Below are 26,163 nucleotides of genomic sequence, written 5' to 3' on the forward strand. Positions count from 1 at the left end.
TGATGAGTAAATATCTATATTTCTATTACATCTTTCAATTAATTTTTTTCTATTGTAATCAAAACCATAGTTATATAATAAATATTCTAAGTTTATTATCTCATTTATATATGAATCATTATAAATTGAATTCATAAGTTTCTCATTAATCTTTCCAGAGTAATAAAATCCAGAATTGTTTTTAATAATTCTTAAAATATGTTTTCCTTCATATAACTTATTATCAATAACATTTATTAGTTTTAATCTAAATCCTAAGCTCTTAGAGTGTTTTAATGTGCTCTTAATTTCATGCACTTGAGAACTATCTAAAGCTTCATCGCAATCAATACATAATATCCAATCTTTAGTTGCCTTCTCTAAGGCTTTATTTCTTGCAGAGCTAAAATTATTTATCCAAGGAAATTCTACTATTTGAGCATTATATTTTTTTGCAATACCTATTGTATTATCAATGGAGCCCGTATCAACTAAGATTACTTCGTCAGCAATATCTTTTATACTTTCTAGACATCTTAATAAGTTTTCTTCTTCATTTTTAGCTATTATACAAACACTTAAGGTATCCAATTAAAATTTCCTCCAATAATATTTTCACAATATAAGATATGATAAAAAGTAGACTTATGATAATAATAGAAAAATAGATATTCTACTGAATTTCTACTTTAAAATTACTTAATAGAGGGAATTTTAATGAAAATAATCATAATATGATAAGTAGGGATAAATTTTTGGGAGGAAGATAATGATGAAAGTATTAATAGCAAGTCCTATTAATCAAAGACCTGAGATATTAGTAGAGTTTCTTAAGTCTTTAAAAGAATTAAATAAAGATAATATTGAATACAATTATTTTTTTATAGATGACAATAAAATAAAAGAATCTACTAAAATTTTAAATGAATTTAATAATTATGAGTCTAATGTAAGTATATTGAGAAATGAATTGAAATCTGACCAATATATTTGTGATGATATAACTCATAGATGGACAAATGATCTAGTTAAAAAAGTAGCTGAATTTAAGAATTTTATGTTAACAAAAGCTATAAATGAAGACTTTGATTACTTATTTTTAGTAGATTCAGATTTAGTTCTACATGAAAATACATTGAAGAGGCTAATTTCCCTAAATAAGGAGATTGTTTCAACGGTATTTTGGACAAGGTGGCATCCTAATTATGAAGAAGAACCGCAGGTTTGGTTAAAGGATAACTATACTCTTTATGATACTTCGTATAATGAAAGTATCAGTAGTGATGAAGCGGAAAGAAGAAAAAAAGAATTTATTAACACATTAAGAAAACCAGGAACTTATAAAGTAGGGGGGTTAGGTGCATGCACTTTAATTTCTAAAGAGGCCATTAGAAAAGGAGTTAACTTTAATGAGATTTATAATATTTCATTTGGAGGAGAGGATAGACACTTTTGTATTAGAGCAGCAGTTCTAGGTATTCAACTTTATGTAGATACTTATTATCCTGCATATCATATATATAGGTTTGAAGATTTAAGTGGAATAGAGAAATATAAAAATGACAATAAAAATAGGGATTTTTATATATACAGTGAAAAGGCATATGACTTATTAAAAAAAGCAATAGAAGGAATAGGTGAATACAACTATAGAGACAAACTTCATTTAGAGTATCTAGAGTATTTTGGTGAAGGAGAGAAGGAGAAAATTATTAAGAAATTTGAAGAAAATAAAGATTATGTGATTATGGAGAGAGTGAGAAATTCAACTAAGATAACTAATCATAAAATAGTAAATATCACTGATGATATTAAAGAAGTTACAATTAGAGTGATTTATACAACAAGTGGTTATAAAAATGACTATAGTTATTATAAAGAGTTCGAAGGAGAATTTATACTAAAATTACAAGATAATGATGATTATATAATTAATGAATGTAAATTTATAAAAGAAAGAAGGCCTGCAATTTCTCCTTTAATTAGAAAGGCAAAAGAAAATAACAATAAACTTACCTTATCGATGATAGTTAAAAATGAAGAAAATAGATTTTTAAAAGAGGTATTAAAATCAGCTCGTGAATATATAGATAACGCAGTTATTATAGATGATGCCAGTACAGATAATACTATTGGAATCATTGAAGATATATTTAAAGATATTCCCTATAAGTTGATAAGAAATGAAGTATCAAAATTTGAGAATGAAGTAGATTTAAGAAAGCAGCAATGGAATGAAACAATTAAGACTAATCCAGATTGGATATTGTTCTTAGATGCAGATGAAATTTTTGAAGATAACTTTAAAGATTATATAAAAATACTAATGGAAAATACAGAGACTGATGGATATTTATTTAGGTTATATGATTTTTGGAATAATGAAGAGTATAGGGAGGATAACCTTTGGAATGCCCATAGCACATATAGATTATTCTTAATTAGATACCAAGAAAATTTCAAATATAAATTTAAAGAAAGTGCTCAGCATTGTGGAAGAATACCATATAATTGTATAAATTTATCTTATCTTGCTACTAATTTAAGATTAAAGCATTATGGGTGGTCTAGAGAAGAAGATAGACTAGAGAAATATAATAGATATATGAAATTAGATCCTGAAGGTAAATTTGGAAATTTAGAACAATATAAATCTATATTAGATAAAAAACCGCATTTAGTTAAATGGGAATAATAAGAAACTATTATATTGCTTGTTACGTCGCACGCTTCAAGTCACAGCAATATAATAGTTATCTACAAGATTAATTAAAGTTTCTGTGAAAGATTTTAGTTTTATTATTATCCTTAAAATCTATTAAAGAAGTTATGTTTAGTTCTTCTAATACTTTATCCATAGTAGAACTGTGGGTTGCAATTTTAATTGGCGAATTATAAGCAAGGTTATCAACGAATATTTTCCCTTCTTCCTTTGAAATCAGGGCTTTAGGGCCACCAACACATCCACCTACACAACCCATTCCCTCTATAAAATTAGCTTTAATTTCTCCACTTAAAGCTTTATTTAATATATCTTTACATTCCCTAACTCCTTCAGCCTTAGCAGGTTTAAAAAGCTTTGCCTTTGCTGGATATAATTCTTCTACAGCTTCACCTACAGCAATAGAAACTCCACCAGTTCGAGCATATAATCTACCACCTCTCGAAGCATAATCTTTAGTAGGAAGTCCATTTAATTCAGAAGGGTTAATTTCTAAAACTTTAAATATATTATCTAATTCTTGAAATGTTAATACAAAATCTATATCATTTACTAAGTCTTTTTCCTTCGCCTCAGCTTTTTTAGCTATGCAAGGGCCAATAAATACTACTTTTGCATCAGGATCTAATCTTTTTATAATCCTACCTGCTCCTATCATTGGGGAAACAGAAGGAGATAAGTCAGGAACTAATTCCTTATACACTTTTTTTAACATTCCAACCCACATAGGGCAACAGCAAGAGGTTATCATTAAATCATTTGGGCCATTTACATGTTTATCAAACTCTACAGCTTCTTTAATAGTAAGCATATCAGCTGCAAAGGCAACTTCAATCATGTCGCTAAATCCAATTTTAATGAAAGCTTCTCTTAATTGATCTAAAGATACATCTTTACCAAATTGACCGATAATTGCAGGGGCAACAGCAGCAATAACAGTTTTATTATTTTTTATTAAGTCTATAATAGGAATGAAATCTATTTTATCTAGGATTTTTCCTTCTTTACAAGAATCTATGCATAAGCCACAACCTACACAAAGATTGTAATTAATATAAGTAGATTTTTTATTCTCATCATAAATTATTGCATCAAATGGGCAACTTAGTTGACATTTATACTTTTCATCAGCTTCCTTTTTACAGTTCAGATTACAACTCTCAAGTTTTTCTATTAATCTTTTATTTACCTCATAGTTAGTAATAGCTTTTTTTAAGTTATAAACATAGTCATTATTAAACTCTAGAGATACACCGCAGAGAGAACTTATAATTTGAAAAGTTTCTTGAGGAGAGATCTCATGACAAACCATAATATTAGTAAGAGTTTCTTCAAAATTTCCTTGGTAATAAGATTTTACTAAAGTGTCAAAGATATCGTTATATTTACTATGCACTTTTTACACCACCTAAAAATATTTTTAATAGCAATATCGTATCTTATTATTAATATGATACTATTTTGCATATTTTAAACAATTTTTATCAAATAAACAAAAAAGCAAAAAGACTATAATTATATAGACAAAACTGCTAAATTGTTTTATGATTATCTTAAGAAGTTTATGGAGGAATTAAAATGGAAAATAATATTTTTTGGAGTTCATCAATTGAAGATATTGAGAAGGGATTTATTGAAAGAGAAGAGGATATAAAGTGCATAATTTGTGAAGAAAGATTTATAAAAGGAAGAATATATCAAATAGATGGTGATTTATATGATGCAAAAAAAGCTGCTGAAATTCACATAAAGGAAAAGCATAAATCTATGTTAAGTTATTTATTAAGCATGAATTCACTTTATACTGGAATATCATCTTCTCAAAAGTCAGTAATTGAATTAATTGCTGAAGGTTTTACAGATAAAGAAATAGCATCCAAATTAGGAGTTGCAAATTCTACTATTAGAAACCAGAGGTATAAATTAAGAGAAAGAGAAAAACAAGCTAAATTATTTTTAGCAACAATGAACTTACTCGCAAAGAATACAAATAAAGATATAAATATGTTAGAAGAAGATGTTATTTGTGATGCACACAACGGAGCAACAACTCTAGATGATAGATTTAATATAACTAAGGAAGAAAAAATTAAAGTAATAGAAACTTATGTAGATGAAAATGGTGCATTAAAAAGCTATCCAGCTAAGGAAAAGAAGAAGATTATCTTATTAGAAGAAATAACTAAAAACTTTAATGTTGGAAAGAAATACTCTGAAAAAGAAATAAACAGGGTATTAAAAAGAATATATGATGAAGACTATGTAACAATAAGAAGGGCCTTAATTCAATATGGATTCTTAGATAGATCAAAAGATGGAAGTGAGTATTGGGTAAAGGAATAAGGAGGGCGTGAAGTGTGCCCTCCTTTTCATAAGTGTCAAAGAAATAATAGTTATTTAATTAAAAGTTCTTTTGTAGTTTAATTATAGCAAATTTAGAACAGTTTTATTATATTTACGATGCTATACTATAATTACCACGTGGGAAAGGGTAGGTGAGAATTTGAATTATAATGATGCAATAGCACTATGCATTGAGTTTATTGAGAAAAATATTAAAAATGAATTATCACCAGAAATAATAGCTAGTGAGTGTGGATATTCTACATTTCATTTCTCGAGAGTGTTTAACATTAACAAAGGCATAACTTTAATGGAATATGTAAAAAAAAGAAGACTTTTATTGGCAGCACAAGATTTGTTTAATGATAAGAAAATTATTGATATAGCTTTAGAATATGGATTTCAAACACATAATGGCTTCTCTAAAGCTTTTAAAAAAGAATTTGGGTTTAGTCCTACACAGTATTTAAAGCATATGGACAGAAATTTTGAGAAAGAATCAATGCTAAAATTAGGAGGGTATTTTATGAATCCAATTATTATTGAAAAATCTGCATTTAAGGTTGCAGGTTATGGTATTAAAACTAATATAACTAATGGTAACTATACAAAAGATGTAGCTTCTTTTTGGATTAATTATGATGGAGAAAATTTAGAAAGCAAAATGTATCAAATATTAAATCCACCAAAACACGGTGAAGTGGGATTATGTATTCCATCAAGTAACGATAATGGAGAAGCAACTTATATGCTTGGAGTTGTAGTGGATGATTTTAATGATGTTACTGATGATATGATTACATTAGAAGTTCCACAAGCAACTTATGCTGTATTTACTACTCCTCCAGTTACAAGTGATGAAAGTGAAAATACTGAATTTGCAAGTGTTATAAAAAAGACTTGGAAGTATATATTTGAAGAGTGGTTTAAAGATAGTGGATATATATTTGATGAAACAAAATTAGACTTTGAATATTATGATGAAAGATGTCATTCTAATATAGATACTGTAATGGATATTTACGTACCAGTATTAAAAAAGAGTGTATAAATTTAAAATAAAAATTTAATAGAATCATTTAAAGTAGTTAAGGATAACAATCTCAAAAATTATATAGCTTTTTTAATGATAGAAACTAAAAATAAATATTTAATACTCTTACTTTGGCAACAATAGTAAGAGTATTTTTAATTACGTAGATAGTCTATTATTAATATCTAATATTAATAAATTGTAATAATTGATTTTATATTAATGTAATATTGAGATTCTATAATAGCAGTATAATAAGTAATTAGGAAAGGGAGATTAAGATATGTCATTAATAGAAATAAAGAATTTATGCAAAATATATGGAGAAGGTGAAGCTGAAGTTAAGGCTTTAGATAATATAAATTTAAATATAGAACAAGGTGAATTTGTTGCCATAGTAGGTCCATCAGGTTCAGGGAAAAGTACATTGCTTCATTTATTAGGAGGAGTAGATATACCAAGTTCAGGTGAAATAATTATAAAGGGTGAAAGTATTTATAAGTTAAAAGAAAAAGAGCTATCAATATTAAGAAGAAGAAAAATAGGGTTTGTGTTTCAATTTTTTAATTTAATACCTGTTTTAACAGCAGAAGAAAATATAGAAATGCCAGTACTTTTAGATGGAAGAAAAATAGATAAAAAATATAGGGAAGAATTATTAAAGCTTTTAGGGTTAAAAGACAGAAGAAAGCATCATCCTTCAGAATTGTCAGGTGGACAACAGCAAAGAGTATCTATAGGAAGGGCATTAGCTAATAAACCCTCCATCATATTAGCAGATGAACCAACAGGAAATCTTGATACTAAAAATTCAAAGGAAATATTAGAGCTATTAAAGTATTCAGCTAAAAAATATAATCAAACATTAATATTAATAACTCATGACATAAATATAGCAAAATCAGCTGACAGAGTAATCACTATTGAAGATGGTAAAGTTGCTACTGATGAGGTGATTGAGTAATGAAAAGTTATAATGATATTACTTTAAAATATATTAAGGAAAATAAGAAAAGATCAATGCTTACCATTATAGGAATAATCCTCTCCTTAGCACTTATTAGTGGAGTTGGATTTTTAGGATTAAGCGTTAGAGATTTATTATATGAAAATGCTGTTACTAACAGTGGAGATTATGAATTTGAATTTACGGATATTGACCCAAAAGTAATTTCTACATTAAAAAGTGATGTTGATTTAGATAAGGTTGGAGTTTTAGAAGATACTATATATAAATTAGATGGTTTTGAAGACAGTGATATTAATGTTCAAAGTAAAGATGAAGTGTCCTTAAATGAAATATTTAAAATTAATTTAACGGAAGGAAGGTTACCAAAAACCAATAGTGAATTAATAATAGATTATAAAGCTAAGGAATATTTAGATTTAGAGCTAAATGATAAAGTAACTTTCAATGAGATTAATTATGAAGAGGGAAAAAAAACAATAAATGGTGAAAAAGAGTTCATAATTGTGGGATTCACAAAGGAAATTTTTTCATCAAACGGAACATCTTTTAGTGGAACAACTTTTTTGGATGAAATAGAGAATGATAAAGATTATGATATAATATTTACAGTTAAAAATAATAAAAATAAGTATGAAACTGTTTTAGAAAAGTCACAGAAATTAGGATTAGAAGAAAGTAAAATAATTTCTAATGGCGATATATTAGCATTATCAGGACAATCTGAATATAAGGGTATAAATGATGTGATTAAAGGAACAGCTACTTTTGTGATAATAATCATAATAATTACTACTATATTTTTAATTTATAATACAATAAATATTTCAGTAACAGAAAGAATGACTGTGTTTGGAATATTAAAAAGTATTGGAGCAACTCCAAAGCAAATAAGGAATTTAGTTATAAGAGAATCTCTAATATTATGTTTAATATCAATACCTTTTGGAGTATTATCAGGATTTGCAGGAGTATGGATTACTGTAAAACTATTAGAAAGTAGCATAAGCAGTATGTTTGGTGATGGGATTTTAACGGTAAAATTTCATACAAGTATAATATTATTTACCCTAATAATAAGTACAGTAACAATTTTTATAGCTTCTTATGGGCCAGCAAGGAAAGCAGGGAAAGTATCACCAATAAGTATAATAAAGGGTAATTCCAGTGATGAAAAAATAAAATACTATAGTGGAAATATTATTAGAAAAATATTTGGTGTTGAAGGATGGATTGCATATAAGAATATAAGAAAAAATTCAAAGAGATTTATAGTTACAATTCTTTCATTAAGTATATCTCTAATAATGTTCATATTATTTACAACGTTAAATATGAAGAGATTAGATGAACTTGCCTATATGAATAAAAGTAGTATAACTCATGGAAATATAGGTTTAGATGAGGAAATGATAAATGAAGTATCAAATAAAATTAAAAAAATAGATGGAATAGAGAAAGTATATACTCAATCATATATGTGGACAGAGTTCCTTGCTCTAGATCAATCTTTTTTAACAGATGAATATAAAAGTAACCATGAAAATACAGAGGATGGATTTTTACAGTATATTGAAATTTTAGGCTATGACAATAACTCATTAAAAGAGCTAGGATTAGAAAATAACTTAAAAGACAATGAAGTAATAATAGTAAATAAATTTGCTAAATACAATGAAGATGGGAAATTAGAAAACATTAATATAAGTACATTGAAAGAGGGAGATACATTTAAGCTACCGGTAAGTAATTTTTCCACTGCAGATGAAGACTTTCATGATTTGATAATGGAAGATTTAAATAATGATAATTATATAGAATTTAAAGTTAAGAAGGTTCTTGATAAAAATCCATTTAAGGAAGATTATAATTATGACTTTGGAATAATTATGAGTAATGATTTTCTTGAAAAAATAAATAAAAATGGGCATATTGAATATTTATTAAAATTTAAGTACACTAATATAAATAATGAAAAATTAACAGAATCTGCATCAAAAGAATTACAAAAAATTGCAGAAGATTATAAGTTATATATAACGGATTTAAGTGCAGATAATAAAGCACAACAGCAAAGGTGGACTGTTATTAACGTATTTGTTTATGGGTTTATTGTAATGGTAAGCTTAATAGGAATAGTTAATGTTATTAATACAATTTCACTTAATATACTTCTTAAGAAAAAAGAATTTGGTACTTTAGGAACTATTGGTATGGATAAAGAGCAGTTAAGTAAGATGGTAATTTTAGAAGGAATGCTTCATGGAATTATAGCTTCTATAATTGGTGGAATTCTTTCCTTGGGATTAGTATTAATTGCAAGCAAAATAATTAGTTTTGGACTTGAATTTTCAAATAAAATATACTGGCAGCCATTTGTTATTGGATTTACAGTTATATTAATAGTAGTTCTTATAGCATCATTAATACCATTAAGAAAAATCAAGAAGATCAGCCTAGTTGAAACAATAAGAAATATCGAGTAATAACTTAGTTATAAAGTATATTGGTGCTGTCGCACAATGTAAAATTAAGGAGCTGCCTAGACAGCTCCTTTGATATTAGTGAAAGGGTGGGAAAATGATTAAAATTTTATTTGTAGAAGATGATTTACCATTGGCATTAGGGATCGAATATACATTAATTCAGGAAGGCTTTGAAGTAGTTCATGCTAAGAATTTAAGTGAAGCAAGGAGCAAATATAAGAATAATGAATTTAATATAATATTATTAGATGTAATGTTACCAGATGGTACAGGATATGAATTTTGTAGTGAAATAAGAGAAAATAGTGAAATTCCAATAATATTTATGACAGCCTTCGATGAAGAAGGTAATGTTGTTATGGGGTTAGATATAGGTGGAGATGACTATATAACAAAGCCTATAAGAGTTAAAGAACTTATTTCAAGAATTAATGCAGTTCTTAGAAGAAGAACTATGATAAAAAATGAAAACACTTCTGGAAATAAGATTAAAAGCGGAAATATTACAATTGAATTATTAAAATATAAAGTATATAAAGGAGAAAATATAATAGATCTTACAGCAATAGAATATAAGCTTTTATTGCTTTTAGTTGAGAATAAAGGAAATGTATTAGAAAGGAATCTATTACTAGAAAAATTATGGGATACAGATGGAAATTTCGTTGATGGAAATTCACTAACAGTATATATAAAAAGACTGAGGGAAAAGATAGAAGATGATATACGTAATCCTATATATATTGAAACAGTAAGGGGAGTAGGGTACAGATGGGCAAAAGAAGCTAAGGAGGTATAGTAGCATGCATTTATTTAAGAATAAAGAAGTAAAACTTATTATAATAACTACTTTAATAACTTTCTTAGTTTTTCTAACTGGATTTATTTTTGTAACTAACAAGTGGTTTAATAATATAAATTTAGAGTATATTAAACAAAACACAGCTTTAGTTGGAGCAATAATAGAAAATAGTCCTGAGTTAGAAGAAGATATAGTTCCAATTATAACTAAAGGCAAGATAGAGAAATACTATGAGGCTGGAAGTAATGTTTTAGATAAGTATTATTATAACGAAAATTTAAGTACAATAAAAAATCCAATTCTGAATAAAAGCTATGAGTATTTTACGGTAACTATAATATTTTTGTGGTTGTTATTTTTTACTGTAGTTATATTATTAATTTTAAGAATTATTTCTCCTATATTTAATAATATAAAGTTACTTGGACAAGAAGCAGATGAAATAGTAGAAGGAAACTTCAATTCTGGAGAATTAAAATTTGAAGAAGGAGACTTTTATATATTTTATAATAAATTTACTCAGATGGGAGAAAGACTTAATAATGCATTAAAGGATTTGCAAGATGAAAAAGTAAATTTGAAAGATATAATAAACGATATATCTCATCAGTTGAAAACACCTCTTTCAGCATTAATAGCTTATAATGATATATTAAAGAATCATAAAAATATGGATATGGAAACGAAAAGTAAATTTATAAATTTAACTTCAGAACAATTAGATAGAATGGATTGGCTTATAACAACATTGCTTAAATATGCAAGAATAGAGAGCAATGCAGTAAAATATAATAAAGAAATTATACCCCTTAGCGAAACAATAAAATATGCTATTGAACCACTTAAAGTAAGTGCTAGTGAGAAAGAACAACATATAGTTTTAGAGCTAAATAATGAAGGATACTATTTGCATGATAAAAAGTGGATTGCAGAAAGTATTAGTAATATAATAAAAAATGCAATTGAGCATATGGATACTAAAGGGGAAATAAAAATTATCCTTGAAGAAACGCCACTTTCTGTTAGCATTTCAATAAGAGATAATGGTGAGGGAATTGAAAAGTCAGAATTAAAAAAGATATTTAAGAGATTTTATAAAGGTAAAAATTCAGTAAATCCAAAGAGTATAGGAATTGGCTTGTCTCTTAGTAAAAAAATAATAGAAGCTCATGGTGGTAGTATCACTGTAGATAGTGAACTTGGAAAAGGAACAGTTTTTAATATAATATTTCTAAAAGCAGTAGTATAAATTTTATACTTGTCACAGATTATTCAACATGAGATAGATCATTTTGAAGGTATAATAATTTAGATAAATGAGAGTAGGTAAATGCTACTCTCATTTAATTATTTAAGTTGTGGGAAACTAATTAATAAAAATACTATAGTTTATATGAATAAAATTTACAAAATATGTTATAATTGAAAAGGGAAATAAAATCTAAATGTTGGATAAATAATAGTTTTTTAGTGATTAGTACAAGAAAATTTAGAGGGGGAAGAATATGATTATTAATTGGATTACAATTAAAGTAAAGGATTACGAAAAATCAAAAGAATTTTATAGGGATTTCTTGGGGATGAAGACTGAAAAGGAATTTTCACCTAATGAGGATATGTCTATTGCATTTTTTTCTGCAGAAAATGGGGTGAAAATTGAACTTATTTATTATAATAATTTAAAATTAGAAGATTCATTAAATAGCAATGTTTCTATTGGTATTTGTCCATCAAATTATGATGAAATTTTAATGAAATCAAAAGAAAAAAATATAATTACTAATGGACCAATTATCTTAGGTGGCAATATGGAATGCTTTTTTGTAAGTGATCCAAATGGAGTTGGAATTCAAATTATTAAAATTATATAATATGAATTATAATTTCTATAGAAAAATTTGATGATAGAATAAATTTAATTTGTAAAATTGATATGATTTTAAAAATATATTTAATAAAAGGAGTCATTATGGCTAAATTACGAAAAATGCTTGGAAAAGCAGACTCACCATATATCATTTCTCTTATGAAATTAATAGATACACAAAGTAAAAATACAATTGTAAGATGGTGTAATGAATATGCTAGAGAGCATATTTTACCTATAGAGAAGATTATCCAGAGGACTTTCGTTTAATAAATGCATTAAATGGAGTTAATGCATGGCTAGAAGGAAGTATGAAGCTAACAGATGCAAAGAAAATTGTTAAGGAAGTTCAAATAGCTGCCAGAGAAGCCGATAGAAATCCTGCTTCACAAGCTGCTGCTAGAGCAATTGCAGCAACAACATCAACAATTAATAGTCTATCAAGTTCACTAGGGCTAGCTTTTTATGGTTCTGCGGCAATAGCATATTCATTTATTGGTGTTAATGGAAATGATGAGGTCTATGATGAAATTGCAGCAAGAGAATGCAAAAATATGGAGGAGGCTTTAAGAGAAATTGCTATAATAGATGAGCCTAATCCAGCAAAAATAAAGTGGTATTACTAAACTAGAAATATTATTAAATTTTTTTAGAGAAAAAGCATAACTATTTTTATACAATAGCTATGCTTTTAATTTGTTTTAAAAACTCCGAAAGGAGTTTAATTCTTCATTTTTTCATTTTTTAATTTCTTCATTTTTACTTTTACATCAAGTGTTCAAATAGTATTTTAGTACCTATAAATATTAATATAATTCCACCAAAAATTTCAGCGTAACTTTGCATATACTCCCCAAGTTTTTTACCAAGGAAAACTGCAAAAAAACTTAATATAAAAGTAGTTATTCCTATAATTACTATAGAAGGGACAATGCTAACACCTAGAAATGCAAAACTAACTCCAACTGCTAATGCATCTATGCTAGTTGCAATTGCTAGTATAGTGATTTTTTTGTAAGAGAACTCATCTCTTTCACATTCCGTTGGCATAGAATCTTCACCGGCTCTTAGCTCTTTAATAGCTTCTATTAGCATTTTTCCACCTATAATGCTAAGTAATATAAAAGCTATCCAATGATCAAAAGATTTAATAGAGTTTTCAAAATACCTAGCAAGACACCATCCTAATAAAGGCATAAGTGCTTGAAAGCCACCAAAGAATAAGGCGACTCTAAAAGAATATTTAAATTCATCATCCTTTAAGCATAGCCCCTTAGCTAAGGAAACAGCAAAGGCATCCATAGATAAGCCTATTCCTGTCATAAAAATTGAAAAGAAACCCATAATATGTACTCCTTTATTATAGAATTTATTATAAAACCTAAATATAAATTAGGATTTTATTGCGATTCATAGATTATGATTACAAAATAAAACGAGACTTATACGTAGCAAAACTACGCATAAGTCTCGTTATTTAATACTAAGCCAGAACTTCGTTCAATATGTTGACTTAGTAACTCCTACAAAAATTAGAGCTAACTACTCCCTTATACAAGTAAATCAATATGATTATAATATCAAAAAAATATTAGTTTATCAATATATTAGTTGGTTTATATTCAATTATTAAAATTCATATTACTTTATATTGAAATTATTAAGTTACTATATAACTATAAATAATAAAAAGCATATAGTATAAAGAAAAAGAAATTTATAGGTGAAAAAATGATTATTTTAAGTAAAATAATATCGTTATTCTTAATAATATTAGTAGGTGGTTATGGAACAAAGAGAAATATAATAAATGAAGAGGTAAATAAAGGCTTGAGAAGAATACTTTTAGAAATAACTTTACCATTATTAGTAATAAACTCCTTTAGTTTTGAATTTAGTGATGGTATGGGAAGAAATGTTTTAATGGCATTTATTTATAGTGTAGTGTTTATGATAGTCGGAATTATTATATCTTACATTTTTTTAACTCCCCTTAAAGGTGATAAGAAAAAAATTCTTCATTTTGCAAATGTATTTTCAAATTGTGGTTTTATAGGCTTTCCAATAATAAATAGTTTATATGGAGCTGAAGGAGTAGTTTATACATCTATATTTAATATGGTATTTACAATAACTTTATGGACATATGGAGTTATGATTTTTTCAGATAAAATGTCAAAGGAGAATATAAAAAAGTTTTTACTAAATCCAGCAATAATAGCAGTATATTTAGGAATTCCTATGATGCTATTTAATATAAAGTTGCCTTCTTTTTTACTAGATACAATAAAAAATGTTGGAGATATGACAGCACCAATCTCGATGATAATAGTAGGTAGTATATTATCTAAAGTAAGAATAAAGGAGGTATTTAAAGAGTTTTCAATATACTATGGAGCATTGATAAAACTTATAATAATTCCCTTAGTATTACTACTTATTAAAAAAGCTTTAAATGAGAATACTACTATTATAAATACAATAATAATTATACAAGCTATGCCGGCAGCGGCTATGACATCTATATTTGCTGCAGATTTTGATAAAGAAAAAGAGTATGCATCTATAGTTGTATTTATTACTACATTATTATCTATAATTACTATACCTATAATATCAAAGATAATATAATAATAATTTTTATTTAATATCTTTTATTTATGTAAAAAATACTATATAATTATAACGGTTGTAATAAAAATATACAAACAACTAAAACAAAAGATTTAGAAATAGAGGTGTTATAATATGGATTTAGTTTGTTTATGTAAAGGTGTAGAAAAAGACACTATTATAAAAGCAGTAAAAGAAGGCGCGGATACATTTGAAAAGGTTCAAGAAGTTACAGGAGCTGGTACTGGATATTGTGGAGCTGGTAGATGTAGAGGAAAAATAGAAGCTTTAATTGAAGAAAATAAATAGTTTTTATAAGAGACTGTCTACGTAAATGATTTTTTATTATTTACGTAGACAGTCCTTTTTTATATTAAGTTTCATATAAAAATTCAGCAACTTCCGTGGGATTATCTTATGAAATTATAATAACGAAATTTCCTAGTCCTAATTAGTCTAACTTTAATAGCTCTAGGTCATACAATAATTTTACTTTTAAGGCTAACTGGATTTGGAATAAATCTTCAGGTAAATCAATATCAATGTTAAGAATTTTATTAATACAAGCTATTCGTTGCCTTAGAGTATTTATATGAATATAAAATGAGTTTGCAGTGTCGCTCTTATTACAGTTACACTTAATATAATGCTGCAATGTAATTAATAATTGACTATTATATTTATTATCGTGGTCAACAAGCGGTCTTATATATGAGTTGTAAATGTTTTCCAAATATGCAACATTTATAGAATCATTGTCTATAAACATCTTAATAATTCCTAAATCTTCATATTTTATGATATGTTTATTATTTAATATATAGGCAACCTTGTTTGCATACATAGCCTCTTTTTGAAGTTTAGATACATTATTAATGGCTGAAACGGTGCTGATTCCAAAGAAAACATCTTGACATTTCATAACTTTTTTATAGATATTATAAATATTATTAATGATACCGTCAAAATCAGGAATTATATCTGGAATTAGAAGAATATAATATTTGTCATTGTTGAAATGAAGGATGTGGTTAATGTAAGTAAGTGAATTTTTTAATTCCTGATTAATTTCATTATATAATAAGAAGTCATCTAAAGGATTGTTAATAAAAACTACATAATAATATGTATAAAGGTTCTTATTTAGGGGTGCTAATAAAAAGTGTGCCTTTTCTATAGAAATTTCACTGCTACTTGATAGTTTTTCGTAGATATTAAAGTTGGTCTTCCTTAATTCTTCATTGAAATTCTTTTCCTGCTTAATTATTAGAGTTGTTACTAATATAAGCTGTTGAATTCTAGAGATTTGAATCCTATTCAAATTAGTGTATGGATAATCAAGCAGTACGCATATATATGAAGAAGAGTTATTATCAACTATGATAGGGAAGATATATAAACATTTTTTCTCAGATTGTAAGTAATTATTTATATACTTGAATACATAAGAAGAAGTAATTTCAAAACTAAAAGAATCTTTTATTTCAGTTACGGTAAATTCATTAATATTTTCAGTTCTTTTAATCCAATTATCATCAGTACTATTAGTTATCAGATTGAAATTTTTATTTAAAAATGCAAAATCAAAATTATATTCTTTTTTTATACTTTCTGATAATTTAGATAATGATGAATTTTGTGTCAATAATTTTATTAAAGTATTTTCAAACACAATTGTATCTTTATGCAGGATGGTCACTTTTTCTGTAATTAAGTTCGTTATGGATGTAATAATTTCGCTCCAGCAATATTCTTCTGGTATAGAAATTATAGGAAAAGATTTTTCTTCGCAATAGCTTAGGATACACTTATCTATAGCACTGATAAATTTATCTTTGCTTACAATCCCAACAATACCTAATTTAATTGCATTATCTATCCAACCGAATGTCAAGGTCTTTTTTAGAAGCTTTCCTGAGATGATTAATTCTCCTCTGGTGGACCAATCCAGAATTTCAGGAATATCTTCAATTGTCACTGAAGATATTATTTTTTCACTTCCATTCAAGCCGTATAAAAGCTTAGCATCAATTTTTGAATTTTTAATAAAATCTGAGACGGTGATCATAAACTTAGCTCCTTTCTTTATCAAATTCCTATACAAAAATTATACCACAATTATGCATTTATGTACATAAATACACATAGGAGTCTTAAAATGTATACATTTACACAATTGTTTCAAGAAGAGAGTACTTGCTATAATTAAGGTAGATAAATGGTTGGCCAATCATTTTAATTAATAAAAAATGAGAGGAAAGTAAGCATGGAGAGAATAGTTGTGGCATTAGGGGGAAACGCCCTAGGAAATTCAGCTAAAGAACAGTTAGAGCTAGTTAAGGAAACGGCTAAGTCCATTGCAGACCTGGTTGAAAGTGGAAATGAGGTAATAGTTGTACACGGGAATGGGCCTCAGGTGGGAATGATAAATCTTGCTTTTGAAGAAGCATGTGATAACTCAAATGAAGATATTGAAATGCCATTTCCTGAATGTGGTGCAATGTCACAAGGATATATAGGCTATCATCTGCAAAATTCTATCAGGATTGAATTGTTGAAGCGTGGAATTAGAAAAAACGTTGAAACAATTATAACACAAGTAATAGTTGATCCAAATGATGAAGCATTTAAAAATCCAACTAAACCAATAGGAAAGTTTTATAACAAAGAACAATTAGAGAAATTGGGAAAAGTCAATTATATAATGAAGGAAGATGCAGGAAGGGGATATAGAAGAGTAGTCCCTAGTCCTAAACCTATTGATATAGTTGAAAAGGAAGTTATAAAGAACTTGATAAGTAACGGGGATATAGTTATTTGTGCTGGAGGAGGTGGAATTCCTGTAATTAAGGATGGAGATTCACTGATAGGAATTGCAGCAGTAATTGACAAGGATTTTGCTAGTGAAAAGGTAGCTGAGTTAATCAATGCTGATAAACTTGTTATTTTAACAGCAGTAGATGGAGTATGTATAAATTATAATACAAAAGATGAAAAAATGTTAAGAAGTATATCAGTTAATGAAGCTAAGAAATATATAGAAGAGAAACAGTTTGCATCAGGCTCAATGCTTCCTAAGGTATTAGCTGCATTACAGTTTGTTGAAAGCGGAAGAAATAGAAAGGCTTTAATAACATCACTAAGCAGGGCTAAAGAAGCGCTGCACGGACTAACTGGAACAATAATTGAATAAGAAGGAGGAGGATGATACATCATGAAATCAGTATTTCAAAATCGTGACTTATTATCAACAACAGATTATTCTAAGGAGGAATTAATGTTCTTAATAGAATTTGCAGAACACTTGAAATATCTAAAGAAAAATAATATTCCTCATAAATATTTAGAGGGAAAAAATATTGCATTAATTTTTGAAAAGCCTTCAACAAGAACACGTGCATCCTTTACTACAGCAGCTATTGATTTAGGAGCACATCCTGAATATTTAGGAAAAGGTGATATTCAGTTAGGGAAAAAGGAAAGTGTTAGGGATACTGCTTTAGTATTGACAAATATGTTTGATGGAATTGAATACCGTGGATTTGAGCAGGAATTAGTGGAAGAATTGGCTTTTTATGCAGATGTACCTGTTTGGAATGGGCTAACAAATTCAGAACATCCAACACAGATGCTAGCGGATTATATGACAATAAAAGAAGAATTCGGAACATTAGAAGGAAAAACAATTGCTTATATGGGAACAGGTGATAATAATGTATGTAATTCAATTATTATAACTGGTGCTATTTTAGGCGTGAATGTTAATGTTGGATGTCCGAAGGAATTGAATCCAAAAGAAGAGGTAATTAAGTTAGCAAATAAATTTGCAGAAAAGTCAGGAGCTAAAATCAATGTATATAATGACCCAGTAGAAGCAGTAAGAGATGCAGATGCAATTTATACTAATGTATGGGCTGCAATGCACGAAGAAGCTATTTTTGCAGAAAGAGTAAGATTGAATAAGCCATATCAAGTTAATGCAGAGTTATTAAGCAATGTTAAAAATAAAGATTATATATTACTTCACTGTCTTCCAGCATTTCATAATTTAGAGACATCTCTAGGAAGAGAAATATATGAAAAGTATGGAGTAAAGGAAATGGAAATGACAGATGAGGTTTTCTATGGACCACATGCTCGTCAATTTGAGCAGGCTGAAAATAGAATGCATACAATTAAGGCGGTTATGGCGGCAACTTTAGGTAATTTATTTATTCCAAAAGTATAGGAGGGAAGAAAATGAAAAAAAAGAGAGCACCGAACACATACATAATAATATTTTGTGTAATAGTTGTAGTTGCTATTTTGAGTTGGATTGTACCGGGTGGATCATATGAACTTGATGAAGCTGGTCGTGCTATAGCAGGAACTTATCATTTATCTGAATCTAACCCTCAGGGATTATGGGATATTTTCATGGCTCCTGTAATTGGTATGATTGGTTCTGATACAATGAGCGGAGCAATTGCAATATCATTGACTATCATGTTATTTGGTAGTTTCTTAGAAATGATGGATGAAACAAATGCCATAAAACTATTTTTAAAGAGACTTACAGAAAAAAATCAAAATAATATGTATGCTTTAATAACTATATTAGTTATAGCTATGGGTATTTTTGGAACTGTTGAAGGAGCATACGAGGAAGGCTTCGTATACCTATTAATGTTTATCCCTGTAATCCTGGCACTGGGCTTAGATACAATGGTTGCGGTTATGATTGTTGTATTTGGTACTCAAGGAGGTTGTTTGGCATCAACTATCAATCCATTTTCAGTAGGAATAGCATCTGATATAGCAGGAATAAGTCCAGGTCAAGGAATAGTAATGCGTGTTATTATGTTTATAGTATTCATGGCAGGTATTTCTTGGTATATCTGTAGGTATGCTAAAAAAATTAAAGATAACCCTAAAAAATCACCTCAGTTTTTTAGAAGGGAAGAGGACCTTAAAGAATTCCCAGTATCTAATGAAACAATTGAAATGAGTAAAGAACAGAAAAAAATACTAGTTGTATTTGCATTAACATTTATTATCATGATAATCGGGTTAGTACCATGGACTTCATTAAATTCAAACTGGACTTTCTTTGCTGATATAACTAATTTTATAACAGGAATACCTATTTTAGGTACTATACTAGGTAAGGGAATGGTGCCATTAGGAGATTGGTATTTTAATGAAATATCTATGTTACTGATTGTAATGACTTTTGTTGCAGGTTTCATTATGCATTACAATGCTGAAAAGATAATAAATATATTAATTAAAGGTGCTTCTGGAATAGTATCTACAGCATTTATCGTACCTTTAGCAAGAGGTATTCAAGTAGTTATGGATAATGGATTGATAACTCCAACAATTCTACATTTAGGAGAAAATACTTTAAGCAGCTTGCCACCTGTAGTATTTATATTATTGAGCTTAGTATTCTACTTGATATTAGCATCACTTATTCCAAGCTCAACTGGCTTGGCAGCGGCTACAATGTCCATAATGTCAGCACTAGCAGGTTTTGCAAATGTACCTCCTGAGATAATGATAAATGTGTATTTAGTGGCTTTAGGATTAGCAAAAATGATAATGCCAACATCCATAGTGGTGATGACATGTACTCAAGTTGCACATATAAGTTATGGACAGTGGATAAAAACAAATATTAAATTCATAATTGGTTTATTAGTATTATCAGCTGCATTCTTAGTAGCAGGAGTACTAATAGCATAGTTAAAGGAGGATAAATATGTCAAAAGTATATGTACCAAATGCGACTAATGTTTTAAAAAAAGTTTTGGTTTGTTCACCTAAATATTATGTATTCAATGCGATTAATGAAATAACTAAGAGCTGGATGGAAAAAGGAGAAACAGAACAGAATGATTTAATGGTTGAAGAGTGGAACAGACTTCTTAAAGCATACAGAGATAATGGAATTGAAGTAGTAGAAGTAGAAGCTAATCCTAAAATGGAAGTTCAGACTTTTGCCCGTGATTTCGGAGCAATGGTTAAGGAGGGTGCTATTATAGGTAAATTCAGGCACCCTGCAAGACAGGTAGAGACTAAAGTGTATGAAGCTAAATTAAAAGAATTGGGAGTGCCTGTTATATGCAGATGTAATGCTGGATGTTTTGAGGGTGGAGATTTCTGGATGATAGATGAACATACATTAGCATTTGGATTAGTAGACCGTACAGATACTGCAGGGGTTGACAATATGAGAGAACAACTACAAAAATTTGGATATACAGTTGTAGGAGTTCCTGTACCACCTGAAAATTTACACCTAGATATGGTATTTAATATCGTAGCACCTAAAGTATGTATTGCTGCAACAAAAGAATTACCATATTTCTTTATAAAAATGTTGGAACGTAGAGGATTCAATATCATAGATGTTCCATCAGAGTTAGTAGCTAAACACGGCTGTAATGTACAGGCTATAGGTAATAACAAGGTAATCGCTATAAAAAACAACAAAGAGGTTAATGATAAGATTCGTGAAGCTGGAGTAGAGGTTATTGAGGTTGATTTATGTCAGATTCTAAAAGCAGGAGGAGGTCCCCACTGTATGACATTCCCAATTTATAGGGAGGAATGATGATATGAAAGTATTAATAAGCGACTATGTTGCAGGCTTAATGCCTACGCACGATTATGAATGTAGTATTTTAGAATTCAGTATACCTGATGTAGAAACTGAAGTTTATGTTTATACAGATGAGAACAGAGAGGAATTTCTAAATAAGATGGAAGATGTAGATGCGCTTCTAACTGCATTTATTAAAATTGACAAGGAAGTTTTTGATAGAAGCAAGAAATTAAAGTGTATCTCTATTAATGCAACTGGTTATGATAATGTAGATTTAGAGGAAGCTACAAAGCACAAGGTAGGTGTATTTCCAGTAGGCGAATATTGTACCCTAGATGTTGCAGAGCATACAATTGCACTTATGCTGGCATTAAATAAAAATTTAAAGCATTATATAAAGGATATAGATGAGAAGCATATTTGGAAATACAATTCTGTAGACAACCCTGTAAGAATAGGAAATCAGGTTCTAGGTATATTTGGATTTGGGAAAATAGGAAAGGCTGTTGCTAAATTAGCTCAAGGCCTTGGAATGGAAGTCATTGCACATGATCCAAATGTGGATAGAGATTTAGCTAAAAGTATGGGAGTTAAGTTAGTAGATAAAGAGAGTGTATTGAGAACAGCAGATGTCATAACAAACCATATGAATCTTGATAAATCCAATACTGCATATTTCACCAGAAAGGAATTTGAGATGATGCAGAAAAAACCAATATTATTGAATCTAGGTAGAGGCATGAGTATTAATGAGGATGATTTAGCTTATGCCTTAGATAAGGGATTGGTTAGGGCAGCAGGATTAGATGTTTTATATGATGAAAATCCAGACTTGAAATATCATAAATTAGCTCATAGAGAAAATGTAATAATCACACCGCATTCAGCATTCTTTTCATATGACAGCATAAGGGATCTTCAAAGGATTTCATGTGAAAATATAGTTTATTATCTTCTTGGGAAGAAAGATAAAGTTTTTAAATTGGTAAACGAACCATAGGATATCTAGCAAATATATAATGGGACTGTCTCGTAAATGATTTTTATTATTTACGTAGACGGTCCTTTTTATTTTTATGTATGATTATTAATAATTTAAGTAATTACTTTTAGCATAATTAATATAACATTTATTTGAATAAATTTTTAAAGATTTATTCAAATCTATTAAGTTTACTGTAAATACTAATAAAACGTATCCAATAATTACACTTTTTATTGCTAGTAAAATAAAATATAAAGTATACTAATAATAAGAATGTTTAATAAGGAGTGTTAATGTGAGTCGGATTAAGATATTTACTGGACACTTTGGTAGCGGTAAAACAGAGATTGCAATTAATTATGCTATTAAAATGGCTAAGGAAGGAAAAAAGGTAGCCTTAGTTGATATGGATATAATAAATCCTTATTTTTGTATAAGAGATATTAAAGAGATTTTAGTAAAGGATTACAAAATTAGAGTTATAAGTACAAAAAAGGATTTAGTTAATGCAGAACTAATGGTATTATCAGGAGGAATTTTATCGGTATTTAACGATAAGTCATATGAAGTTGTGATAGATGTTGGTGGAGATGATGTAGGTGCAAGGATTCTAGGAGTATATTACGAGTACTTTAAAGAAGAAGATTATTCAATGTATTATGTTTTAAATAATTCAAGACTAGAAACCTTAAATTGTAGAATGGCAAGTGAATATCTGAAATCTATAGAATTAGCTAGTAGATTAAAAATAACTGATATTATATCAAATACTCACATGATGAAGGAAACAGAATCTAGGCATATATTGAAAGGAGATATAGAAACTTTGGAGTTAGCTAAGTTTTTAAGCATTACTTACAAATACACTGTATGCACAAGGAATTTTGAAAAGGTGATAAAAGATAAGGTTAATGCAGAAATATTACCTATAGATTTATATATGGACATGCCTTGGGAATAATAAGGAGGAATTAAATGGCTAAGGTTATATTTAAAGAGGAAAGATGTAAAGGATGCGGGCATTGTATAAATATATGTCCTAAAAAAATTATAAGCTTTAAAGAAAATTTTAATAGTAAGGGATATCATCCAGCTGGAATAGAAGAAGATCTTATGACTCAATGTATAGCTTGTGCATCTTGTGGGAAAATATGTCCAGATTGTGTAATAACAATTGAAAGGTAGGGAGTAACTATGGGGGAAAAGTTTTTAATGAAAGGAAATGAAGCTATAGCTGAAGCAGCTATTAGGTCTGGATGTAAATGCTTTTTTGGATATCCTATAACTCCTCAAACAGAACTAATAGCATATATGGCAAAGAATATGGCAAAGGTTAATGGAGCTTTTTTGCAAGCAGAAAGTGAAATTGCTGCTATTAATATGGTTTATGGATGTGGGGGAACTGGAGTAAGATGTATGACTTCATCATCTAGCCCAGGCATAAGTTTAATGACAGAAGGAATTTCATATTTAGCTGCTGCTGAAGTACCTTGCGTAATTGTTGATGTTGTTAGATGTGGACCAGGACTTGGAGGAATACAACCTGCTCAATCAGATTATTTATTTGTAAATAAGGGGTTAGGACATGGAGATTTTAATTTACCAGTTTATGCTCCAGCATCTATTCAAGAAATGGTAGATTTAATTTCAGAGGCATTTGATGTAAGCGATTTATATAGGACACCTGTAATGATAATGGCAGATGGTATGCTAGGACAAATGATGGAAGGTGTTGAATTTAAGGAAAATAAAAAAAGAGAGTTACCAGAAAAGACTTGGGCAGCTAATGGGTTAGGAAAGAGAAGCAAGCATAATATAATAAATTCATTAGAGTTAAATCCAGAGAAACTTGAAGAGCTTAATATAAGACTTCAAGAAAAATATAAGATAATAAAAGAAAATGAAGTTAAATATGAACTATACAATTGTGAAAGCTCCTGTGATCTAATATTAGTTTCTTATGGAATCACAGCTAGAATATGCAAAAGCGTTATAAGCCTTGCAAAAAAAGAAGGTATAAATTTAGGGTTAATAAGACCTATAACTACTTGGCCATTTCCTAATGAAGCTTTTACAAAGACTTTAGGTAAAAGTAAACATGGTTATTTATCAGTAGAAATGAACTGTGGACAAATGGTGGAAGATGTAAAGCTATCTGTAAATGGAAAAGAAGAAGTTAGATTTTATGGTAGAACAGGTGGAATCATACCAACAGTAGATGAGATATACGAATATATAAAATCTATCATTGGAGGTATGTAATATGGGAATTGTTTATCAACCAACAAAGGCACTGTTAGATGTACCTACTCATTATTGTCCAGGATGTACTCATGGAATAATTCATAAATTAGTAGGAGAAGTAATAGAAGAATTAGGAGTACTAGATAAAACTATAGGAGTTGCATCGGTTGGATGTTCTGTACTCGCATATGATTATTTTGCTTGTGATATGTTTCAAGCAGCACATGGAAGGGCGCCAGCAGTAGCTACAGGTATAAAAAGAGCTAATCCAGATAAAGTAGTTTTTACTTATCAAGGAGATGGTGATTTAATAGCAATAGGTACTGGAGAAGTTATTCATGCAGCAGCAAGAGGAGAGAATATTGTAACTATTTTTGTAAACAATTGCATATATGGTATGACAGGAGGACAGATGGCACCTACTAGCTTAGAAGGACAAATTACTGAAACATCTCCATATGGAAGAGATGTTAAGGTGCAAGGCTATCCTATAAGGGTATCAGAAATGATTTCTACTTTAGATGGTGCATGTTATGTTGAAAGAGTAAGTGTAGATAATATTGCAAATTTAACAAAGGCTAAAAAAGCAATTAAGAAGGCTTTTAGCAATTCAATAGAGGGGTTAGGATATTCATTTATAGAAGTTTTATCAACATGTCCAACTAATTGGGGCTTATCTCCAAATGATTCTTTAAAGTGGCTAAGAGAAAATATGATTCCATATTATCCTTTAGGTATTAAGAAAGATTTAAAGAAGGAGGATAAGTAGATGCTAAAAAAAGAAATTATATTTGCAGGTTTTGGTGGACAAGGGATTTTAACTGTTGGTAAAATTTTAGCTTATGCAGCAATGGATAAAGGGTTTAATGTTTCATGGTTACCATCATATGGCCCTGAAATGAGAGGTGGAACAGCCAATTGTTCAGTTATAATTTCTGATGAAGAAGTTGGCTCACCTGTTATATCAGAAGCAGATGTAGTTGTGGTTATGAATAAGCCATCTTTAGATAAGTTTAGTAAATCAATAAAGAAAAATGGAACTTTAATAATAGATTCAGATATGATAAAAGGTGAAATAAAATTTAGTGATGTTAATGTATATAAGATAAATGCTGAATCAAAAGCCGAGAAGCTTGGAGATAAAAGAAATGCTAATATGATACTACTAGGATTCCTAATAAAAAAATTAAATATAATTACTGTAGAGGATGTTTTAAACTCCATTAAGAATCATGGTAAGAGAGAGTATTATGAATCAAATAAATCAGCAATAGAATTAGGTGTAAATATAGATATTTAAATTAAGCTTGCTTAATGTTAAACGATATTAGTAATAAGATAAATGTTATATGACGGTAACATGGAGCCAACGGACGGAACAAGGAATATACATTTCTAAATTAAGCTTGCTTAATTTTAACCGATAGTTACTAGAAGATAAATGTTATATGACGGTGACTTGGAGCAACGCGAGGTCACAAGGAATATAACATTTATCTTCTAAATATTTCTTAAAAATATATTAAATAATAT

General features: G+C 28.6%; 26 protein-coding genes. 22 read left to right on the forward strand and 4 right to left on the reverse strand.

Features of this window, described 5'->3' with window-relative positions:
- On the reverse strand, window positions 1-570 hold a 570-nt coding region (locus QK892_RS14115; protein ID WP_317274186.1), incomplete at its 3' end, for a glycosyltransferase family 2 protein.
- Window positions 571-748: 178 nt separating this feature from the next.
- Here QK892_RS14115 and QK892_RS14120 point away from each other — a divergent pair.
- Window positions 749-2,674, forward strand: a complete 1,926-nt coding sequence (locus tag QK892_RS14120; protein ID WP_317274187.1) for a glycosyltransferase family 2 protein — start codon at window positions 749-751, stop codon at window positions 2,672-2,674.
- Window positions 2,675-2,744: 70 nt separating this feature from the next.
- Here the strand turns inward: QK892_RS14120 and QK892_RS14125 are convergent, their stop codons facing one another.
- Window positions 2,745-4,097, reverse strand: coding sequence for a [Fe-Fe] hydrogenase large subunit C-terminal domain-containing protein (locus QK892_RS14125; protein ID WP_317274188.1), 1,353 nt, complete (start codon window positions 4,095-4,097; stop codon window positions 2,745-2,747).
- A gap of 182 nt (window positions 4,098-4,279) precedes the next feature.
- Between QK892_RS14125 and QK892_RS14130 the strand changes: the two genes are divergently transcribed.
- From QK892_RS14130 to QK892_RS14170, 9 genes are all read left to right on the forward strand, one after another.
- The gene (locus QK892_RS14130; protein WP_317274189.1) at window positions 4,280-5,044 is read left to right on the forward strand and encodes a DUF2087 domain-containing protein; all 765 of its coding nucleotides are present in this window, start codon (window positions 4,280-4,282) and stop codon (window positions 5,042-5,044) included.
- Between the two features lie 160 nt (window positions 5,045-5,204).
- Window positions 5,205-6,095: an AraC family transcriptional regulator gene (locus tag QK892_RS14135; protein WP_317274190.1), complete on the forward strand. Its 891-nt coding sequence runs from the start codon at window positions 5,205-5,207 to the stop codon at window positions 6,093-6,095.
- A gap of 265 nt (window positions 6,096-6,360) precedes the next feature.
- Entirely contained in the window at window positions 6,361-7,041 is a 681-nt protein-coding gene (locus QK892_RS14140; RefSeq protein ID WP_317274191.1) for an ABC transporter ATP-binding protein, read from the forward strand.
- Entirely contained in the window at window positions 7,041-9,530 is a 2,490-nt protein-coding gene (locus QK892_RS14145) for an ABC transporter permease (RefSeq protein ID WP_317274192.1), read from the forward strand. Before QK892_RS14140 ends, QK892_RS14145 begins: the two co-directional genes overlap by 1 nt.
- A gap of 94 nt (window positions 9,531-9,624) precedes the next feature.
- Window positions 9,625-10,329, forward strand: a complete 705-nt coding sequence (locus tag QK892_RS14150) for a response regulator transcription factor (protein ID WP_317274193.1) — start codon at window positions 9,625-9,627, stop codon at window positions 10,327-10,329.
- A gap of 4 nt (window positions 10,330-10,333) precedes the next feature.
- Window positions 10,334-11,581, forward strand: a complete 1,248-nt coding sequence (locus QK892_RS14155) for a sensor histidine kinase (RefSeq protein ID WP_317274194.1) — start codon at window positions 10,334-10,336, stop codon at window positions 11,579-11,581.
- A gap of 256 nt (window positions 11,582-11,837) precedes the next feature.
- Window positions 11,838-12,203, forward strand: coding sequence for a VOC family protein (locus tag QK892_RS14160; RefSeq protein ID WP_317274195.1), 366 nt, complete (start codon window positions 11,838-11,840; stop codon window positions 12,201-12,203).
- 98 nt (window positions 12,204-12,301) lie between these two features.
- A complete protein-coding gene (locus tag QK892_RS14165; protein WP_317274196.1) occupies window positions 12,302-12,469 on the forward strand; it encodes a hypothetical protein in 168 nt (55 codons plus the stop codon).
- Complete coding sequence (locus QK892_RS14170; protein WP_394855039.1) at window positions 12,469-12,825, forward strand: putative immunity protein; 357 nt, start codon at window positions 12,469-12,471, stop codon at window positions 12,823-12,825. The genes QK892_RS14165 and QK892_RS14170 overlap by 1 nt, the downstream gene beginning before the upstream one ends.
- A 139-nt stretch (window positions 12,826-12,964) precedes the next feature.
- On the opposite strand, the gene QK892_RS14175 is transcribed toward QK892_RS14170, so the two are convergent.
- Window positions 12,965-13,543: a manganese efflux pump MntP gene (locus QK892_RS14175; RefSeq protein WP_317274198.1), complete on the reverse strand. Its 579-nt coding sequence runs from the start codon at window positions 13,541-13,543 to the stop codon at window positions 12,965-12,967.
- 387 nt (window positions 13,544-13,930) lie between these two features.
- Here QK892_RS14175 and QK892_RS14180 point away from each other — a divergent pair, with 387 nt between their 5' ends.
- Both QK892_RS14180 and QK892_RS14185 read left to right on the forward strand, forming a co-directional pair.
- A complete protein-coding gene (locus tag QK892_RS14180; RefSeq protein WP_317274199.1) occupies window positions 13,931-14,830 on the forward strand; it encodes an AEC family transporter in 900 nt (299 codons plus the stop codon).
- A gap of 117 nt (window positions 14,831-14,947) precedes the next feature.
- The gene (locus QK892_RS14185; RefSeq protein ID WP_317274200.1) at window positions 14,948-15,121 is read left to right on the forward strand and encodes a (2Fe-2S)-binding protein; all 174 of its coding nucleotides are present in this window, start codon (window positions 14,948-14,950) and stop codon (window positions 15,119-15,121) included.
- 142 nt (window positions 15,122-15,263) lie between these two features.
- Here the strand turns inward: QK892_RS14185 and QK892_RS14190 are convergent, their stop codons facing one another.
- Complete coding sequence (locus tag QK892_RS14190) at window positions 15,264-16,880, reverse strand: helix-turn-helix domain-containing protein (protein ID WP_317274201.1); 1,617 nt, start codon at window positions 16,878-16,880, stop codon at window positions 15,264-15,266.
- A 198-nt stretch (window positions 16,881-17,078) separates the two neighbouring features.
- Between QK892_RS14190 and arcC the strand changes: the two genes are divergently transcribed.
- The 10 genes from arcC (at window position 17,079) to QK892_RS14240 (ending at window position 25,930) form a co-directional block, all read left to right on the forward strand.
- The gene (arcC, locus tag QK892_RS14195) at window positions 17,079-18,005 is read left to right on the forward strand and encodes a carbamate kinase (protein ID WP_317274202.1); all 927 of its coding nucleotides are present in this window, start codon (window positions 17,079-17,081) and stop codon (window positions 18,003-18,005) included.
- Window positions 18,006-18,026: 21 nt separating this feature from the next.
- On the forward strand, window positions 18,027-19,040 hold the full coding sequence (argF, locus tag QK892_RS14200) for an ornithine carbamoyltransferase (protein ID WP_317274203.1): 1,014 nt from the start codon (window positions 18,027-18,029) through the stop codon (window positions 19,038-19,040).
- An 11-nt stretch (window positions 19,041-19,051) separates the two neighbouring features.
- Entirely contained in the window at window positions 19,052-20,539 is a 1,488-nt protein-coding gene (locus QK892_RS14205; RefSeq protein WP_317274204.1) for a YfcC family protein, read from the forward strand.
- 16 nt (window positions 20,540-20,555) lie between these two features.
- Window positions 20,556-21,410: a dimethylarginine dimethylaminohydrolase family protein gene (locus tag QK892_RS14210; protein WP_317274205.1), complete on the forward strand. Its 855-nt coding sequence runs from the start codon at window positions 20,556-20,558 to the stop codon at window positions 21,408-21,410.
- Window positions 21,411-21,414: 4 nt separating this feature from the next.
- Complete coding sequence (locus QK892_RS14215; protein WP_317274206.1) at window positions 21,415-22,401, forward strand: NAD(P)-dependent oxidoreductase; 987 nt, start codon at window positions 21,415-21,417, stop codon at window positions 22,399-22,401.
- Window positions 22,402-22,681: 280 nt separating this feature from the next.
- Entirely contained in the window at window positions 22,682-23,347 is a 666-nt protein-coding gene (locus QK892_RS14220; RefSeq protein ID WP_317274207.1) for a nucleotide-binding protein, read from the forward strand.
- Between the two features lie 14 nt (window positions 23,348-23,361).
- Complete coding sequence (locus QK892_RS14225) at window positions 23,362-23,571, forward strand: 4Fe-4S dicluster domain-containing protein (protein WP_317274208.1); 210 nt, start codon at window positions 23,362-23,364, stop codon at window positions 23,569-23,571.
- A gap of 9 nt (window positions 23,572-23,580) precedes the next feature.
- The gene (locus QK892_RS14230; RefSeq protein ID WP_317274209.1) at window positions 23,581-24,648 is read left to right on the forward strand and encodes a 3-methyl-2-oxobutanoate dehydrogenase subunit VorB; all 1,068 of its coding nucleotides are present in this window, start codon (window positions 23,581-23,583) and stop codon (window positions 24,646-24,648) included.
- A gap of 1 nt (window position 24,649) precedes the next feature.
- Window positions 24,650-25,399, forward strand: coding sequence for a thiamine pyrophosphate-dependent enzyme (locus QK892_RS14235; protein WP_317274210.1), 750 nt, complete (start codon window positions 24,650-24,652; stop codon window positions 25,397-25,399).
- Window positions 25,400-25,930 (forward strand): 2-oxoacid:acceptor oxidoreductase family protein, encoded by a 531-nt coding sequence (locus QK892_RS14240; protein WP_317274211.1) that lies wholly within the window; start codon window positions 25,400-25,402, stop codon window positions 25,928-25,930. It begins immediately after the preceding gene.
- Window positions 25,931-26,163 lie beyond the last annotated feature (233 nt).

Origin of the sequence: Clostridium lamae (assembly GCF_033043255.1) — a bacterium.
Taxonomy (GTDB): Bacteria; Bacillota; Clostridia; order Clostridiales; family Clostridiaceae; genus Clostridium; species Clostridium lamae.